Origin of the sequence: Amaricoccus macauensis (assembly GCF_014201905.1) — a bacterium.
GTDB classification, from domain to species: domain Bacteria; phylum Pseudomonadota; class Alphaproteobacteria; order Rhodobacterales; family Rhodobacteraceae; genus Amaricoccus; species Amaricoccus macauensis.
This window is the reverse complement of record NZ_JACHFM010000001.1, coordinates 252,144-268,316: the sequence shown is the minus strand read 5'-3', so window position 1 is coordinate 268,316 and position 16,173 is coordinate 252,144. Positions and strand designations below refer to the sequence as shown.

Annotated in this window: 17 protein-coding genes; 4 read left to right on the top strand and 13 right to left on the bottom strand. The window is 66.9% G+C overall.

Translation table 11 applies throughout. The features are described 5' to 3' along the window. Positions 1-518: 518 nt before the first annotated feature. From HNP73_RS01305 to HNP73_RS01290, 4 genes are all read right to left on the bottom strand, one after another. Positions 519-2,744 carry an AAA family ATPase gene (locus HNP73_RS01305; RefSeq protein WP_184146348.1) on the bottom strand — a complete coding sequence of 742 codons (2,226 nt, stop codon included), beginning with the start codon at positions 2,742-2,744 and terminating at the stop codon, positions 519-521. A 3-nt stretch (positions 2,745-2,747) separates the two neighbouring features. Next, complete coding sequence (locus HNP73_RS01300) at positions 2,748-2,930, bottom strand: hypothetical protein (protein ID WP_184146347.1); 183 nt, start codon at positions 2,928-2,930, stop codon at positions 2,748-2,750. 109 nt (positions 2,931-3,039) lie between these two features. Then, entirely contained in the window at positions 3,040-3,264 is a 225-nt protein-coding gene (locus tag HNP73_RS01295; RefSeq protein WP_184146345.1) for a helix-turn-helix transcriptional regulator, read from the bottom strand. 89 nt (positions 3,265-3,353) lie between these two features. After that, entirely contained in the window at positions 3,354-4,019 is a 666-nt protein-coding gene (locus HNP73_RS01290) for a hypothetical protein (RefSeq protein ID WP_184146343.1), read from the bottom strand. A gap of 152 nt (positions 4,020-4,171) precedes the next feature. Here HNP73_RS01290 and HNP73_RS01285 point away from each other — a divergent pair, with 152 nt between their 5' ends. The 4 genes from HNP73_RS01285 to HNP73_RS01270 all read left to right on the top strand — a co-directional run bounded on the left by HNP73_RS01285 (position 4,172) and on the right by HNP73_RS01270 (position 6,752). Further along, positions 4,172-4,903, top strand: a complete 732-nt coding sequence (locus HNP73_RS01285; protein WP_184146341.1) for a hypothetical protein — start codon at positions 4,172-4,174, stop codon at positions 4,901-4,903. A 121-nt stretch (positions 4,904-5,024) separates the two neighbouring features. Continuing rightward, positions 5,025-5,261, top strand: coding sequence for a helix-turn-helix transcriptional regulator (locus HNP73_RS01280; protein ID WP_184146339.1), 237 nt, complete (start codon positions 5,025-5,027; stop codon positions 5,259-5,261). A gap of 73 nt (positions 5,262-5,334) precedes the next feature. Beyond that, positions 5,335-5,583 (top strand): hypothetical protein, encoded by a 249-nt coding sequence (locus HNP73_RS01275; protein WP_184146337.1) that lies wholly within the window; start codon positions 5,335-5,337, stop codon positions 5,581-5,583. A 77-nt stretch (positions 5,584-5,660) separates the two neighbouring features. Continuing rightward, positions 5,661-6,752: a tyrosine-type recombinase/integrase gene (locus HNP73_RS01270; protein ID WP_184146334.1), complete on the top strand. Its 1,092-nt coding sequence runs from the start codon at positions 5,661-5,663 to the stop codon at positions 6,750-6,752. Between the two features lie 90 nt (positions 6,753-6,842). On the opposite strand, the gene HNP73_RS01265 is transcribed toward HNP73_RS01270, so the two are convergent. From HNP73_RS01265 to HNP73_RS01225, 9 genes are all read right to left on the bottom strand, one after another. Further along, positions 6,843-7,913, bottom strand: a complete 1,071-nt coding sequence (locus HNP73_RS01265) for an ABC transporter ATP-binding protein (protein WP_184146332.1) — start codon at positions 7,911-7,913, stop codon at positions 6,843-6,845. A 27-nt stretch (positions 7,914-7,940) separates the two neighbouring features. Then, entirely contained in the window at positions 7,941-8,897 is a 957-nt protein-coding gene (locus tag HNP73_RS01260) for a glycoside hydrolase family protein (RefSeq protein WP_184146330.1), read from the bottom strand. A 10-nt stretch (positions 8,898-8,907) separates the two neighbouring features. Further along, entirely contained in the window at positions 8,908-9,813 is a 906-nt protein-coding gene (locus HNP73_RS01255; RefSeq protein ID WP_184146328.1) for a carbohydrate ABC transporter permease, read from the bottom strand. Further along, positions 9,813-10,895, bottom strand: coding sequence for a carbohydrate ABC transporter permease (locus tag HNP73_RS01250; protein WP_221288115.1), 1,083 nt, complete (start codon positions 10,893-10,895; stop codon positions 9,813-9,815). The genes HNP73_RS01255 and HNP73_RS01250 overlap by 1 nt, the downstream gene beginning before the upstream one ends. 157 nt (positions 10,896-11,052) lie before the next feature. Next, entirely contained in the window at positions 11,053-12,321 is a 1,269-nt protein-coding gene (locus HNP73_RS01245; protein ID WP_184146326.1) for a sugar ABC transporter substrate-binding protein, read from the bottom strand. Between the two features lie 65 nt (positions 12,322-12,386). Further along, a complete protein-coding gene (locus tag HNP73_RS01240) occupies positions 12,387-13,496 on the bottom strand; it encodes a glycoside hydrolase family protein (RefSeq protein WP_184146324.1) in 1,110 nt (369 codons plus the stop codon). Positions 13,497-13,613: 117 nt separating this feature from the next. After that, a complete protein-coding gene (locus tag HNP73_RS01235) occupies positions 13,614-14,084 on the bottom strand; it encodes a universal stress protein (RefSeq protein WP_221288113.1) in 471 nt (156 codons plus the stop codon). 13 nt (positions 14,085-14,097) lie between these two features. Next, positions 14,098-15,510, bottom strand: coding sequence for an MFS transporter (locus HNP73_RS01230; protein ID WP_184146322.1), 1,413 nt, complete (start codon positions 15,508-15,510; stop codon positions 14,098-14,100). Then, the gene (locus HNP73_RS01225) at positions 15,507-15,980 is read right to left on the bottom strand and encodes an SRPBCC family protein (protein WP_184146320.1); all 474 of its coding nucleotides are present in this window, start codon (positions 15,978-15,980) and stop codon (positions 15,507-15,509) included. Before HNP73_RS01225 ends, HNP73_RS01230 begins: the two co-directional genes overlap by 4 nt. Positions 15,981-16,173 lie beyond the last annotated feature (193 nt).

The window sequence follows — 16,173 nt, the reverse complement described above, 5'->3', positions numbered from 1 at the left end:
GGAGCAGTTGGCGAGAAGCCAATGAGCCTCCTCGCACGAAGAAATGCGTCCGCACGTGAGCTTCGGGCTGCACGAGTGCCCCTGAGCGATCTCCATCAGCCGGCGTCCGATGTCGGCGCCAGCGGCATCCTCAGACGTCTGCACGGCATGGGAGGCAGCCGGAAGCGTCAGCATCGCCAGCGCGAGAGCGCCTGCGGACAGGTGCCGTCTCATCCGTTGTTCCCCCGTACCCAGCTCCGTACTCTCGCATGCCAGACGCGCGCCGCCTACAGGTTCGGCCCGGATCGGTGAACCGGCATCACGCCGGTGCCGCCTCGCTCTCCATCGGCCAGCAGTTCAGCCGAGAGTTCGCAGCGGTGCGGTAAGCGGTGCGGTTCGGAAGTCAGCCGCCGTGCGGCCATTCCGCTCCGCACCGCACCCCCGCACCCCATAAGGATGGGTGCGGCGGTGCGGCTGAGAGCGGGGTTTTGACAGGTGCGGATCTGGTGCGGATCCGGTGCGGCAGGTGCGGAAGCGGATCACGGCATCTCCGGGTTCGAAGGATCGTTCGGCCCTGGGAGGATCACCGGAATGTCCCGGCCATCTCGCGGGCTGCGGCGCTCTTCCTGTTGCAGGACGCCGGTGCGGAGCCAGGTCCTGATCATCTGGCTGATGCGAGCACGACTGGCTTTGTCGGACGCATCGATCCCCACAACCTCGGCGATGATGTAGCCGGCCCATTCCTTCGCCTGGGAGTTCGCGCGCGCAGGCGGGTCCTGCTCGGCGAGCCTGGTCCGCACCTTGCGCGTCATCTCAAGGGAAACGCCCTCGAAGGCATCGGGCCATTCCCAGGGCTCGACGACGGCGACATCATCGCCGTTGGGCAGTTCAACACCGAACTTCCGGAACCAGACGGCGCGGTCCGACGGGCGGGCGACGTTGCTCTTGCCGCCGCGGTCGATCCGGAAGTGATCGATGTGTGTCGAAAGCCCCGCCCTCACGGCCTCATCGGCGGTCATCGGATTGAGCACCCGCCCGGATCGCACGGCCCCCACGAGGGCGCTGCCGCCGCGGCTGTCCTCGATGTCTGCCTCGCGGCCTCCGAGCTTGCGGGTGTGATGCACCACCTCGATGGCGCAGTCGCACTCATCGGCGAGATGGGAGAGCCGCTTGCCCAATCGTCGGAAGACATCGTTCGTCTCCGGGCTCTCGGTCATGTTGGCGAGCGGGTCGAAGATGAGGACATCGGGCTTGAACTCGGCGTAGAAGGCCGTGACCAGCGCGAAGGCATCCTCGACGATATCGCCTGCTTCGCCCCGGGCGAGGATCAGGTCGACCTCCCGGCCGGAGGCGGTGAATAGCCGGCCCTCGAGCTCGGCCTGATCGATGTCGAAGTGCTGGCAGGCTGCCAGGACCCGGCGCTCAATCTCCTCGCGCGGGTCTTCCGCGTTGAAGTAGACGACGCGCAGCCGTTGTACCGGCTGCACTCCGATGAGCTGGCGGCCCGTTGCCATGGCCAGCGCATCGATCAGGTCGAGGGTGGATTTGCCGATCCCGGGCGGTGCCACCGTAACGGAGGCGAACTTCCTGATGTAGTGCTTGCCGTAGAGGAAGCATCGCGGCGGGAACGTCAGAGGGTCGATCGGTCTCCATGAGCGGAAGAGGGACGCCTTCTCTTCCCGGGTATCGCCGCGGTTCTGCTTCGCTTCCCAGCCGAAGTCTGCGCCCCCGGCGAAGCTGTCGTCCGAAGGTCTGGCGTTCAATCCTGCCTCCCTGGCGTACGCGCGTACCGCCTTGGCAAAGTCGCCGAGATGCTCGAAGTGCACGTAGAGGTCGAAGGCGTCACCGAAGCGGCGGCCGCTCTTGCTTTCGGCCCCGATCCCGTTGGCAGCGTCCGACTGAGACAAGCTCACCCAGTGCTCGCCGCAATCCCGCGTCGCATAGGACCCGCTGGACTGGTAGGGGGAGCGCCAATCGTCGGTGCTCCCGGCTTGCGAATACCCGTAGTGCTCCAGGAGTTCTGCGATGGAGTGGGTGCGGTTGAAGTGCTCCACCGGGCTTTCGCCGGTCTCACCCTTTGCCGCACGGTCCCGCGCGCGCTGCTCTCGCTTAGCTCTGGCCGCAGCCTCGGCTTCCGCTCTCTGCCGGCGGCATTCGTCCCGGCGGGCGATGATCGGATGTCCGCTGAGGTCCAGGCGCCTGGCATGGTGGACGTAATGCTCGTAGAGTGAGCCGCGGTTCGGAAGATACGCGAGCTGCCCCACGTCGGCGTGGCAGCGGCAGGGGATCAGGTGTCCGCCCGTGGATTCCTCCAGAAGGTCGTAGAAGGCGTTGGCCGTGTCGGTGTAGTCGACGCCCGGGATCGGCACCACGAGCGGCACAAGGGCGCGCCAGCGCCGGTCGACGGGGGTCGCCGAGCGGGTCGAGTAAACGAGACGCGAGGCACCCGGGACGACTGCCTCGAGCGCCTCGTTGACCTCGGCCAAGGCAAGGTTGTTGTCATCCACGTCGAGTACGAGGAAGCAGAACGACCCGCGCTCGCGCTGAACCGCATGCGTGCGGGCGTCGTGCGCGTTGTAGGTGCTCGGCAAGAACCAACGCGCCTGCTCCTTCGGAGCGGAGGGCGGGTCCGACAGCATCGCGATGATTGCCGCCGTGTCGATCGCTTCGTAGGGCGTGCCCCGCCGGATCCGCGTGTCGGCCTGACCGTAGCCGGAAGGGAAAGTCCGCAGGCCCGCGCGCGTGCTGGAATCGTGTACCGTCACCGCCTAGACCTCCCAAGGCGGGCGCGGCACCGGACGGGTGGACCGGAACACGACGACGGCGGCGTGATGCGTGTCCGCGAGCCTTCGCGCTTCCTCGGCGGTGTCTGCCGTTTCCAGCGCGTGAACGCCGCCAGTGGAGATCCGGACCACCTGCCATCTGGGCGTGAAGGGATCGGGGTCGCTCAAGGCTCGACCCTCCGCTTCGAGGCGTGGTCCTGGCGGCGCCTATGCGGGGCAGGGGCTGCACAGGGATTGCGATCCCGAGCCGCGGTGCCCGAGGGAACGGCGGCGAGCTTCAGCGCGAGGCGCATGGATCAGGCACCCCGCCCTTGCGGGCCGCAATGCGGTCCGCCTCCCACGCCTCGAGCTCGGCGATCCGAAAATAGCGGAATCTGCCGACATAGACAGGCTGCGGGAAGTTGATGCTCTCGTCGCGGAGCCAGCGCCACAACGTCATCGACGTGACGCCGTAGCGCTCCCAGACGCGGCGGGCGGGAAGGAAGTTTGAGTTTTGTGCCATTGGACTCCTCGTGGCAACTTGGGCCTACGAGGAAGATGCCAGCTTGCTTTTGTTCGGGCCGAGCGTGCCCGAACATGTTTCTTCGGAGATTACCCCACTGGTCGTCCGCGCACGCCCTTGATGGCCTTGCGGATCGCGGGGCCTGACCGCGGCCCGAAGCCGCGGCGCCGCAGCTCCTCCAGGATGCGCTTCTCCAGTCTGGCGCCGCCGACCGGGGACGTAGCAGCCACTTCGCGGGCGACGGTGCGCCATGCCTCGGCCTCGTCATGGCGGCGCTTGTTGGCGCTTGCCCGACCGCCGTCGCGATCACCAGCCAGCGCCAGTCTGCTCTTGCGGCTTTGAAGGGCAAGCGCCTCGCGACGTTCGCCTGTCTCGGGATCGCGGCCCGCTCGCCATTGGAACTTTTGATCGATTCTCCCGAGTTCTTCTGCATGCTCTACAATGAGGGCAATGTCGGGCGTGGCTTTCGAACGCTCCCGCATCAGCCTTTTATAGGTACAGAGCCACTCCCAGAGGATAGAAAAGCCATCGTCTTCGGGGAGACCAAACACGAACGCCTTGATGTGCGTCCCCCGCTTGGCGGCCGCTCGGTCGAGTTGCTTACGCACACCCTCAGCGTGCGCCTGGCGCCACTCATCGGCGGTCTGGCGTCGCTGCGTCAAGGCACTCAAGAAGGCTTCGGGGTCGTCCTCGAAGTTTATTTCGATGACCCTGCGCCGCATCATACCGACGCCCTTCCACACTATTTCAGGCAATCTGGTTTCTCCGAGGTGAGTCCGCCGTCGACGCATGCTCGAGCCCCACCCATTCAGCACCAGAGCTTGCGTTCATTCCTGTTATTGCCTGTGATTATTCCAAAATCCGCGCGGGGAAGCTATACTATTGTGAAAGGAGCAAATGAACGACGATGGCCCTGATCTCCGACCTGGTCACCGAGCTGAACGTGATGAGCGGGCTTGCCGAGACCTCGATCGTGGGGGTGGCGCGACGGCTGCGCGAGGATGGGCTGCTGTCGCAGAAGGGCAGGGGCCGCGGTGCCGCGCACGCCACGCCGCTCGATGCGGCGCGGCTCTGCATCGCGCTGATGGTCGGCGGCAAGTCCAAGGATGCCTCGACGGTGGTCCGCGACTTCGGTCAGCTGCAGCTCTCGCGCCGCTCGGTCGAGCCGGAGCATGTCTACGGTAGCCTCAGCCTCGAGATGGCCGGCGTGGCACCGGAGCACGTCTTCGAGGAGGGGCTTGCCGGCCTGATCGCCGTCTGGGGCGAGGACCGGCTCGTGGCGCGGATGGAGGCCCTGGTCGGTCCGAGGGGCATTTGGCCGGGCATGCTGGCCATGCTCAGCGATAGCAGCATGTCGGGCGCAATCTGCTTCGGTGCTACCACGTACACCTATCACCACTCCGCGCTGCTCCGGGCAAATCAAGCGAAGCATCCCGAGGAGGGCGTGGCGCTCACCGAACAGTATCTCGCGGCGTCACGCAGGTACCGCGGTGGCATCCGCAGCACCCGGGAGATCTCGGCGGTCGAGTTGCTGCCGCTCGGGCAGGTCGTGGCCGGGCTGCGTGATCCCGGCTGGCGCGAGAGCAACGAGGCCGCGCACCGGCGGCTGATCGAAGCAGGAAAGGAGGAGGAACTGTAAGGCGCGGAGTCTGCGGACGCCGCGAAGAAGCGCACTGACCGTCGTGAGACCGGACAGTCCCTTTGATGGACCCAAGGCCCGAGGCGCCACCAGCGTCGCGGGGTGCGGGCGGAAGGAAAATATGCAGAATGACGACCCTGCCGGTTCCGAGCTGCCGATCGGGCTGGCCCTCTACCTCCGGGAATCCGAGCTGGCGCTGCGCTGGCGCATGTCGGAGCGGACGCTGCAGCGCTGGCGGCAGGCCGGCAAGGTGCCACGGTACCTGCGGCTTGGTGGCCGCGTCCTCTACCCGATCGCCGATGTCCTCGCCTTCGAGGCGGGCGCCGCCGCTGGCGGCCGCGGCGGAGTGCGCCGATGAACCCGCTGCACCCCCGCCACATGAGCTCGAAGGAGCGTCTGGCCGAAGTGATCCTCCCCATAGGATCAAAGCAATGAAACCGCCGCGGGTCCGCTGGAACACGACCGAGGCTCGCGTCGAGCGCTTCGTGCGGCTGGCGCAGCGGCTCGAACTGCCGGTCTACGGCTTCGAGGTCCGAGGCCGCGACGTGATCGTCCTCACGCGCCCGCGCGACGACGGGCCAGCGGAGAAGCCGGCGGCGGAGACTGACCCCGTCGCAAGCTGGTTCCGCGACAACGCAGCCGGCGGTCCGCAAGAGGTCAGGCAACGGAAAGCCAAATGAATCCCGTCACTTATTCTCTTGCTAGTCCGCGAGAACAGAGCGTCCGTGTCCGTTGGGGAACGGGGGGATAGGACCTCATGCCGGCACGCTACGACACCATCATCGTCGTCCGAAAGAAGAACGCGAGGGGCGAGGAGGTCGAGTACCATACGGTCGGCCGTAGGGGTCCGAGCATCTGGCGTACCGGCGAGCCGAACCCGCCCGGGACGCCGGGTTACCAGGCCGCCTACGACGCGGCGATCGGCGTCCGGGCCGTGATCGATCCGCCGGCGACGGGCCACGGCTGGGGCACGGTGAACGACCTGCTCGACGCCTACGAGCGCTCCCGCGAGTTCTGCCGCCTCGCCCCTCGCACCCGGAGCGATTACCTGAGAGGGCTGGTCGACGTGCGGGCGAGGTACGGCGCCGCGCCGCTCGGGATCATCAACAGCGTCGCCCTCAAGGGCAACGTGCTCGACTGGATCGAGATGCGCTGGGCGGGCAAGGCCGCCGACAAGCGGCTCGACCCGTTCAAGTTCTCGCTGAGCTGGGCGACGGGGCGGCACCCCGAGCGGGTGCCGGTCAACTACCTGCACGGCATCCCGCGCTTCTACGAGGGCGCAGATCGGGCAGAGATCATCTGGGAGGACGCCGAGATCGACCTGTTCTGCAGCCGGGCCCCCGAGCAGCATGCGGACGCGGTGCGGCTGGCGCGGGAGACAGGCCTGCGCATCGGCGACCTCGTCGAGCTTGAGCGCAGCGAGATCAAGCGAGCGCCGGATGGCAGCCGTGCGATCATCCTGCGCCCGAACAAGCGGCGGCGGCGCATCGTCAACATGCCGCTGTCCCCTGCGGCGGAGGCGATCATCGACAAGGCGCCGATCTCGCGCCGACTGATCCTGAAGCCGAAGCGCGCGGACGCATGGGACCCCGCACGGCTCTCCCGCGAGGTCCGCGAGTACGCGACCAAGTACGAGATCCGCCCCGAGCTCCGGTTCAACGACCTGCGCGGTACGAAGGTGACCGAGATGGTGTGGTCGGGAATCAGCGTGCCCGATCTTGCCATTCGCATCGGCTGGAAGATCGAGACCGCCGCGAAGATGCTCGGCGTATACGCCGCGCTGAACCCGGGGCGGGCATCGGTGGTGGCGCTGCCCGGGATGGGGAGACGGGACAGCACAGCACGCTGAGCCCATTCGCGCGAACCGAAGTACGCTTCGGGTGACGCGGCGCGTCAGCGTCGCTCCGCGTGAACCTGCCTTGCGGCGCCGCGCGTTTGCTCAGGCTGCCTCGAACAGATGCGCCCGCTCCGGCTCGAAGCCGAGCAGCACCTCCGTGCCGAGATCGAACGGCCGGTCGCCGTCGAGGGCGATGACGATCTTGCCGCCGGCGGTGAGGTCGACCGCGAGCACGGTCTCGGTGCCGAGCCGCTCGATCAGGTCGACCTTGCCGTGCAGGTGTCCGCCGTCGGCGATTTGGCCGGGATGCAGGAACTGTGGGCGCACCCCGAGCACCGCCCGTCCGCCCGTGGCGAAGCGGCCCACCGCGTGCGGGATCGACACCGGCTCCAGCGCCGGCGAGGCGACGGTGACGCGGCCGCTGCCGGCTTCCTTCACCTCGACGTCGAGGAAGTTCATCTTCGGCGACCCGAGGAAGCCGGCGACGAACTGATTGGCCGGGTTGTGGTAGAGCTCAAGCGGCGAGCCGACCTGCATCACCTCGCCGGCACGCAGCACCACGATCTTGTCGGCGAGCGTCATCGCCTCGACCTGGTCGTGGGTCACGTAGATCATGGTGGCGTCGAGGTCGTGGTGCAGCTTGCCAATCTCCATGCGCATGTCGACCCTGAGCGCCGCGTCGAGGTTCGACAGCGGCTCGTCGAACAGAAAGACCTTCGGCTTGCGCACGATCGACCGCCCGATCGCCACCCGCTGCCGCTGCCCGCCCGAGAGCTGGCTCGGCTTGCGGTCGAGCAGGTGCTCCATCTGCAGGATGCGCGCGGCCTCGGCGACCGCCTTCTCCTTCTCGGCCTTCGGCGTGCCGGCGAGGGTCAGGCCGAAGCCGATGTTCTCGCGCACCGTCATGTGCGGGAAGATCGCGTAGCTCTGGAACACCATCGCGATGCCGCGCTCGCGCGGCTGCTGGTCGTTGACGCGCTGGCCGTCGATGTAGAGCTCGCCCCCGGTGATCTCCTCGAGCCCCGAGATCATTCTGAGCAGCGTCGACTTGCCGCAGCCCGAGGGGCCGACGAACACCACGAACTCGCCGCGCTTGATGTCGAGGTTCACGCCCTTGATGATGTCGACGCTGCCGTAGCTCTTCTTCAGGTTGACGAGCTTCACGTCTGCCATTTCCGTTTCCTCCGTGTTCGTTGCGCTTCAGCCGAGCCGGAGTCGGCCGTCGTCTATGGTCACAGGTACTGGATCGGCAATCTCGCCGACGAACTCCCCGCCGGCGGGGTTATGCAGGAAGCCGAGCAGCACCGGGCCGGCGTCGGTGTCGACGATCCGCGCCGCGTAGCGATCGACGGCCGGGTCGCCGTCGAGGAACGGCCCCGGCGCCACCTCCCAAGGCCCGCGCGGGTCTGGCGCGGTCATGTAGTGGGTCCCCTGCACCGGCCTGCCCGGATAGGCGGCCGCATAGGCGCGCGAGTAGTGCTTGGCCGCGGTGCAGAACAGGCAGTACCAGCGCCCGCCGGCTTCGAACACCTGCGGCACCTCCATCTGCCCGAAGGTCCCGCCGGCATAGACCGGCGCCTGCAACGTCCAGTCGTAGAGATCCGGCGAAGTGGCGAAGCCGATGGCGCCGCCGGCGTTCGGCTCTTCGACGCCCGGCACCCGGGCAGTGAAGAACATCATCCAGCCGCCCGTCGGGTCGCGCATCACCCAAGGGTCGCGCATCGCCCGGTCGTGCCAGTGGCCCGGGTCGAGCTCCTCGTAACGCTCGTCGATGTCGAGCACGAGCCCGTCGCCTACCCGCTGCCAGTCGTGCAGGTCGGGGCTCGTCGCGTGCCCGATCCGCTGCTTCAGGCCGTCCTCGGCCCGGCTCGCGCCGGTGTAGAACAGGTGCCAGAGCTGGTCGTCGCCCTTCACCACCGAGCCGGTCCAGGTGGTGTAGTCGTCCCACGCCGGCCCTGGGGCCGGCGCGAAGGTGACGCCCCGATGCTCCCAGGCCTTCAGGTCGCGGCTGGTGGCGTGGCCCTGCGTCACGTTGTAGTGCCTGAGCTCCGGATCGCCGATCGACTTGTCGGCCTGCAGGAAGAAGGCGTGCCAGAGCTCGCCGTCGCGCGCGTACCAGCTGTCCCAGATCCACTTGGTAGGAAGGGCGATCGTCAAAGTCGTCTCCTTAGCCCTTGACGCCGGTCGAGGCGATCGAGGCGATGAAAGCGCGTTGCAGGAAGAGGTAGAAGGCGAGCACCGGCACGGTGATGACCGAAAGGTACGCCATTATCTCGCCCCAGACTGGGTTGAGCTGGAAGAAGTACTGCAATCCGACCATCACCGGGCGGTATCCTTCGTCCTGCGTTACCATCAGGGGCCACAGGTACTGGTTGTACATGGCCAGGAACTTCAGGATCGCGCCCGTGGCGAGCACCGGTCCCGAGAGCGGCATCACCACCTTGCGGTAGATCTGGAACCAGGTCGCGCCCTCCACGCGGCAGGCCTCGATCAGCTCGCGCGGCATGTCCTTGAAGAACTGCGCGAACAGGAAGATCGTCAGGCCGTCGGCGATGAACGGCACGATCTGCACGCGGTAGCTGTTGAGCCATCCGAGGGTCAGGCCGTCGCTCGAGATCCACGGCAGGTTGTTGACGACGATCAGCATCGGGATCGCGATCGTTTCGAAGGGGACGATCAGCGTCGCGATGATGACCGCGAGCACGATGTCCCGGCCCCGCCACTTCAGGAACACGAAGGCGAAGGCGGCGAGCGAGCAGACGAAGAGCGACAGCACCACCGTCACGGCGGTGACGAGCACCGAGTTGAAGATGAAGGTCGCGACCGGCGCCCGGCGGAACGCTCCGAAGTAGTTGTCGAGCGAGATGTCCCCGACCGGCAGGAAGGCGCGCAGGTTCGCGGTGTCGGCGAGGAGCTGCGCGTCCGGCTTGAGCGAGGACATCACCATGAAGAGCAGCGGGAAGATGAAGATCACCGCCCCGAGGATCAGGAGCGCATAGCGCCAGACCCGGTCCCAGGAGACACTCCTTGCTTCGAGGGTGGCTGTCCCTTGCGCTTCTTCGACCGTCGCCATCACTTCTTCTCCCGGGTCAGGTAGCCTTGCACGAGCGAGATCGTCAGCACGATGAGGAACAGGACCACCGAGATCACCGAGCCGGCGGCGATGTCCTGCTTGCGGTAGCCGCGCTCGACGGCCTGGAACACCATGGTCTGCGTCGAGTCGACGGGCCCGCCCTTGGTCATCACGTCGATCTGGGCGAAGAGCGCGAAGGCCTGCATGGTGATGACGATCAAGACCAGCACGGCGGTGTTGCGCAGGCCGGGCCAGGTCACGTAGCGGAACGCCTGCCAGCGCGAGGCGCCCTCGATGTTCGCGGCCTCGTAGAGCGTCGGCGAGATCGACTGGAGGCCGGCGAGCCAGATCACCATGTGGAAGCCCACCGCCTGCCAGATCGACATGGCGATGATCGCGGGCAGCGCCGTCGACGGGTTGCCGAGCCAGTCGACCGGCTCGAACGCCCCGAATGTCAGCCAGCCGAGCACGTTGTTCAGGAGGCCGTTGTCGCCGTCGTAGATGAAGCGCCAGAGCAGCGAGACGACGACGATCGAGACCACGACCGGCATGAAGTAGACGGTGCGGAAGAAGTTGATGCCCTTTAGCTTCTGATTGGTCATCACCGCGAGCAGGAGCGCGAGCCCGCCCTGGAGCGGCGCGACCACCAGCACGAAGAGGAACGTGTTCCGGAGCGCCTTCATGAAGACGACGTCGCTCGCGAGCACGAAGACCCGGCTGTCGCCCCAGCCGAAGCTGAACCACTCCTGCTTGCCCTGCAGGTGCGGATAGTCCGGGTTGTTGCGGGTGTAGCTGCGCAGCCGCGGATACTTCGGCTGGCCGTCGTCGTCGAGCACGACCGCGCCGCTCGCGTCGCGCTCGGGCTCGAGGGTCAGCGTGCTGACGCCGAGCAGCTGCTGGAAGTTCGCGGTTCCGACCCATTGCGTCGGATTGGGCGAGAACAATCGCTGATTGGTGAAGCTGAACCCGAAGGCGAGCGCGAACGGCACGATGATGAAGAGCAGGATCAGACCGACTGCCGGGGCGGCCATCGCCCAGCCGGCGCGGTTCGAAGATAGTAGTCGGGTTGGTGTTGCGGCCATGGCCTCTTCCCCGGAGTGGGTGGATCGAGTCCGGCCCCCCTGGGAGGAAGGGGGGCCGGATCAGCGCGTTAACATCGGTTGAAGCCAGGTTAACGCCCTGAAGCTATTCGTGTAATTTCAGCAACTTAGGCGGAGTCGCACGCGTGCGACGCTCGGCTCAGTGGCCGTAGCCCTGGTTGTTCTCGATGTCGGCGTCGATCTCGTCGACCGCCGCGTCGAGGGCGGTCGCCACGTCGGCTCCGTCGGCGATGTCGGAGACTGCCTTCCGGAACACGGCGCTCTGCACCACGTAGCCGGGGGTGACGGGCCGCACCAACGCCTGCGCGGCGCTGAGATCGTAGAAGACCGCCATCGGCGCGCCCTCCTTATAATTCTCTGTCATCTGCGCTGCGGTCGCCGTGGCGGGCGCGAGGCCCGAGGCGTCCGAGAACATCGCCTGGTACTTGTCCTGGAGCGCGAAGCGGATGAAGGCGTTGGCGCCCTGCTGGTTCTCGCTCTGGGCCGAAACGGCGAACTGCCAAGAAGCCGCGCCGATCTTCGGTCCATTCCCGAAGTCCGGGGCCGGCAGGAACAGCGCGTCATCCCCGAAGGCCTCCAGCACGCCGGCCCCGTTCCAGTTGCCGGACCAGACGATCGCGTACTTGCCGTCGCGGAATCCGAACGCCTGGTTCCCGTCGGCGGGATCCTGCGAGGTGCCAGGCACCAGCCCGTCCGTGAAGAGGCCCTGCCACCACTCGCCGAACGCGATCGCCGCGTCGCCGTTCAGCACGCCCTCGGCGGTCTGGTAGGTCGAGCGGTCGACGATGTCGCCGCCGAAGCTCTGCAGGAAGGGCGAGAAGGCGTACGGATACCACTCGACCTTGTCCCACATGCCGAGGTCGAGCGGATACTCGAAGTCGCCGCTCTCCTTCATCGTCTCGAGCGCCGCGTTGAACTCCTCGCCCGTCCACGGCTCCCCGAGCGTCGGGACGCGGATGCCGTACTTCTCGAGCGTCGACTTGCGGGTGATCATCGCCACGGCCGCGTCCCAAAGGCCGACCGAGTAGATCTGATCCTGCCATCGGCCGATCGTGCCGGGCAGGAAGCCTTCGAGCTCCTCCTCGGTGATCTCGAGCGGCGCCAAGTACCCCGCCCAGGCCCAGTTCGGCATCAGCGGCCCGTCGACGTCGATAATGTCGGGCAGTTCTCCCGAGAGCGCCGCCGCAGTCACCGAGTCGTTGTAGGCGGCCTGCGGAAACTGCTGGAGCGTCACCTTCCAGTCCGACTGGGAGGCGTTGAAATCTTCCACTATCTGGCCGAAGAGCCGCGGCTCCCACGGGTTGCCGGCCCCGTGCTGCCAGAAGGTGAGCTCGGCCTGCGCCGCGGCTGCGCCAGCGAGGCAGGTGGAGGCGAGCAGGATCGCGCTCACCCGGGTCAGCATGGTCATGGTCTTCCTCCTGTGTTCGTCGTTGGCTCGGGATCCCGGCGATCCCCGTTCACTGGCGTCAACGCCTATCCAGATTCGGCTCCCGAGTATGACGGGATCGAGACCCGCACCGGATCGAGGTCGATGCGGTAACAGGGAGAGAACGTCAGCCCCCGCTCGTCCCCCCCGGCACCGGTGTAGGGGGCGATGCAGAGCAGGCTCCCTCGGTCGAAGTCCGCCTCGAGCACGGTCATTCCGAAGAGACCCTCCAGACCCGGCAAGGCGCTGCCCTCCGGGTTCCAGGGCCGCCAGGGTCCGTCCAGCGACGAGGAAAGATGCAGTCGGATCGTCTTGCTCAGCTCCTCGTCCGGCTGCCGCTCGTCGATCCGGTTGCAGGTCGCGCTGATGAGATAGTAGGTCCCCCGCCTGGCGTCGTGGTAGATCTTGGGAAGCTCGAGCTGCGTCACGTCATTGCCGTCCGGAATGGTCACCGGCGGGTAGAGCTTCTCCAGCCGGAACCGTCGCCCCTCGCGCCGGACGAGCCCGTGCCCCATGGCGCCCACTCTCGGCCCCGCCTTGGCGCTCCAGAAGAGATGGATCTGGTCATCCGCGTCGATGAACACGAAGGGGTCGCGCCAGGCCAATATCGGCCCCCCGCCCTCGCCTCCGCGATGGCCGATGTCGTCGGGTGGAGCCAGGTAGTAGCCCGCATCGGTGATGGCTTTCCAATCCCGTATCGGGCAGATCAGAGCCTCGTCTTCCCGGCTCTCGACCTCGTATCCGTCCGACAGGGCCAGCATGATGTTCTGTGCGAAGCAGTGCTCGGCATCCAGCGCGTACAGTCCGGTGTAGGCGAGCAGCTTCTTGCCGTCCGGCAGCGGCTCGATGCTGCCGCTCCAGATCGTCCTCGAGTCCGGCAGACCTTGCCCGATGCGCGGCGCGATGAGGCTGCCTTCGTCAGTCCACGAGGCCCCGAGGTCATGGGATGAGAAGTGGCGCACGTGAAAGGGGGTGTCGTTGCGCTCGGGGCCCGTAATCGGCGTGCCGTCCTGCCTCGCCTTGGGGACTGCCAGGGAATAGAGGTGCAGGACATCGCCATCGCCGACGAAGGACCATGCGTCCCACAAGTGGAGATCGGGATGCCGGATGCCGTTCGTGAAGGTCTGCGGACTTTTCGGATGGATGTACTGGCTCATCGGGTCGTCCTGTTCAGAGGCAGGTTTCGGTTGCCCGGCGGTAGGCCCCGCTGGCTTCTCGGGAGCGCGCGAGCCTTCGAACGCACGCGCTCCCGAACTTCGGTCAGGCTGGAAGTCTCACGCCTTGGGTGGCCGGACGATCAGCACGTCGCACGTCGCCCGCTTGGTGACCTCCGTGGCGACGGTGCCGAGCAGGCGCTCGGTGAGCGAGCGGTCGTGGCGCGCGCCGACGACGAGGAGTTCCGCCTTCCGGTCCCGCGCGGTCTTGATCAGCGCGGCGGCGGGCTCCCCCTCGAGCAGCAGGGCCGCCGCGACCGTGGCGCCCTCCTCCGCCGCGACCGCCACGGCGCGGTTCATCGCCTCGCTGGCCGCCGCGCGCCCGAGCACCTCGTCGACCCGCACGTCGCCGCCGGCCGTGGCGACGTTCTTTGCCTCGTCGCGGCGCGACAGCCCGCTGTAGGCGCAGACGATCACCAGGTCGGCGTCCTCGCGTTTGGCGAGCCAGGCCGCCCGGGTCACCGTCGGCTCGGCCAGGCCCGAGCCGTCGGTGCCGACGACGATGATGCGGTAGTCCGTCATTCTTGGCATCGAGATGTCCCTTTCAGTGACCGCCGACCGGCATCGCCGCGACGTCGTCCACGTCGCGCACGATCGGCGGCTCCTTGATCCAGAGCATCGCGAGCGCGGCCACGCCGAGGCCGATGCCGGCGAAGCTGATCGCATTGTTCGGGTTGTCCCCGAGGATGTTCGAGTAGACCCAGCCGAAGGTGAACGAGTGGATCAGCATCGGGACCACGATCATCATGTTGATGATGCCCATGTAGACGCCGTAACGGGTCGAGGGGATCATCCGCACCGCCATGATGTAGGGCACGCCCATGATCGACGCCCAGGCGATGCCGAGGCCGATGATCGGGACGAAGAGCGCGTACTTGTTGGTCAGGTGCGGGAAGATCAGCAGCCCGGCCGCCGCGCAGAGGAGACAGGCCATGTGCACGAACTTCGCCCCCCGGCGCCGCGCGATGGCGACCAGCGAGAACGCGACCGAGAAGGTGACGATGTTGTACCAGCCGTTGATCAGACCGGTCCAGGCGACCGCTTCGCGGAAACCGTCGGAATGGGCGTCGGTGGTGCCCCAGACCGACTTCGCCATCGAGAGCGTCACGAACTGCCAGTAGCACATCATCGCGTACCACTGGAACAGGTAGACGAGGCCGAGCTTGCGGAGTTCGACCGGCATCTCGACGATCGCGTCCCAGATCTCGCGCACGAAGCCGAGCGCGCTGCCCTTGTGCTCGCGCAGCGCCTTGAGCTCGGCCTCGGTCGGCGGAATCTCCGGCGTCGTCAGCACCGAAACCAGCACCGAGCCGATCGAGCAGACCGCGCCGAGCATGAACGAGCCGACGACCCAGTAGGGGATGCCGGCCTCGGTCGCGCCCGTGATCATGGTCTGGAAGACGAAGAGCGAGATGTTGGCGAGCGTGATGCCGAACCCGGTGAAGAAGCTCTGGGCGAGGAAGCCCTTGCCGAGCTGCGAAGGCGGCAGCTTGTCGGCGATGAAGGCGCGGTATGGCTCCATCGCGGTGTTGTTGGAGGCGTCGAGCAGCCAGAGCAGCAGCACCGCCATCCAGATCGCCGAGACGAACGGGAAGAGGAAGAGGCAGACCGAGCAGCCGACCGCACCGATCAGGAAGAACGGCTTTCTGCGGCCCCAGCGCGGGCTCCAGGTGCGGTCGCTGAGCGCGCCGATCATCGGCTGGATCAGGAGGCCGGTCATCGGGCCGGCGAGGTTCAGGATCGGCAGGCTGTGGGCGTCGGCGCCGATGAACTGGAAGATCGGGTTGATCGCGGTCTGCTGCATCCCGAAGCTGTACTGGATGCCGAAGAACCCGAGGTTCATCAGCAGGATCTGCCGCATGTCCATCAGCGGCTTCTGCCGAACGATGGTGGTGTGCGTCAGCTCGTGGCCGGTGGTGTGGACGTCGCCATCAGCCGTTGCGGTCGCGGTGGTCATCGTGCACCTCCTGATTTCCGGTCGAGAAAGTCCTGAAGGCGCACGAGCTCCTTCTCCCAACCCTCGCTGTGGTAGCCGGCGACGCCGGAGTCGTAGGGACCCTGCACGATCCGCACGAGCGTGCCGTCGCGCCCCATCTTGATGAACTCGACCCGGAGCTCGAGCGGTACATCGGGGTCGATGCCCGGATCGCCGGTGATCCGCTCGCGCGAGACGAAGACGTCGGGGTCGAAGAACTCGGTGAAGACCCCGTCCGCGGCGACGCGGGTGTCGGGGTCGTTGTCGCGCACCTTCACGTGGTAGTGCCTGCCCCCGAGCCGCAGGTCGGCCTTGTTCGTTTCCTTCTCCACGTGCCAGCCCGGGCTCCCGCGCCATTCGGCCATCTCCTCGGGAACCGTCCAGGCCCGGAATACCACGGGTCGCGGATAGTCGAACTGTCGTTCGACGATAACCATCACGTTTGCGACCATTACCCTCCCTCCTTTCTGAGAATAATTTGCCTTCCGGCATCTCGATGAGATGCCGGCTCCCAGACGCCTGCGACATGACGCGCCGGCGTCAGCTCGTTTCGCTGCTCGGAGCGGTTGCGTCAGGCTGGGCCCCAACCGGGACCCGGCCGGGAGCTACCGAGTCCCGCTCGAAGGGCAGGCAGAGGCGAGTAGG